This window comes from Shigella sp. SIG6, assembly GCF_053555815.1.
The window spans coordinates 1-825 of record NZ_JBQZXC010000280.1 but is presented as its reverse complement, the minus strand read 5'-3'; the positions used below and the strand labels follow the sequence as shown (position 1 = coordinate 825).

Annotated in this window: 1 protein-coding gene; it reads left to right on the top strand. The window is 42.1% G+C overall.

Features of this window, described 5'->3' with window-relative positions:
- Positions 1-634: 634 nt before the first annotated feature.
- Positions 635-825: helix-turn-helix domain-containing protein (locus ACUU1M_RS20365; protein ID WP_449144785.1), on the top strand; the 191-nt coding region annotated here is incomplete at its 3' end.

Genomic DNA, 825 nt, shown 5'->3' with positions numbered 1-825 from the left:
ACCTTTAGACTAAAGAGTTTGTAACGCTATGTAAGTGATTTTTTCTGGTTTAGATATTTATATGTCCGGCCAAATTGAGGTGTGTTTAAATGTAATTGCACATTGATTGTAGGAGGAATAATGAAAAACGCATTGCAGTTTTTGTTTGTTGCGTTCTGGTTGTTCGCATCATGTATGCCCATCATCTTCACAGCAAGGTATATGGAAAAAGTTGATGTTTTGATATTAATATTTGGATATATAAATGCCCTTTTTTTAGGGGTGTTCATGGCGGTCATGTGCATTGAATACTGGCGGTAAATACAGCGAACTCCATTGGTTTAGTTGGATATTTACTGTGCTGGACAAAAACGGTTTGCGGGGAAATCTTAGTTAAGTAGAATGACTGCGGGTGCTTGAGGCTATCTGCCTCGGGCACGAACACCAACGGCAGGTAGAGAAAAGCCCCAGTTAACATTACGCGTCCTGCAAGACGCTTAACATTAATCTGAGGCCAATTTCATGCCAGACACATGTAGGTTAGCCTCTTACGTGCCGAAAGGCAAGGAGAAGCAGGCTATTGTTAACACCAAGCTGTAATGTCCCCTTTGAATCATTCTAAAATGTCCCCAGACAATTCTCTGGGGGATTTTTCATGATCAAAGAGACTGTTACGATGAGTCATAAGGAACTCCACCGACTTCAGATTATTCAGGAGTCAATTAATCGACATATTACTCAGGAACAAGCTGCGGCACGCATTGGCATTTCTATTCGGCAGGTTAAACGTCTGGTGCAACGGTATAGAAATGAAGGGCCTTCTGGTCTGGTTTCCCACCGACGTGT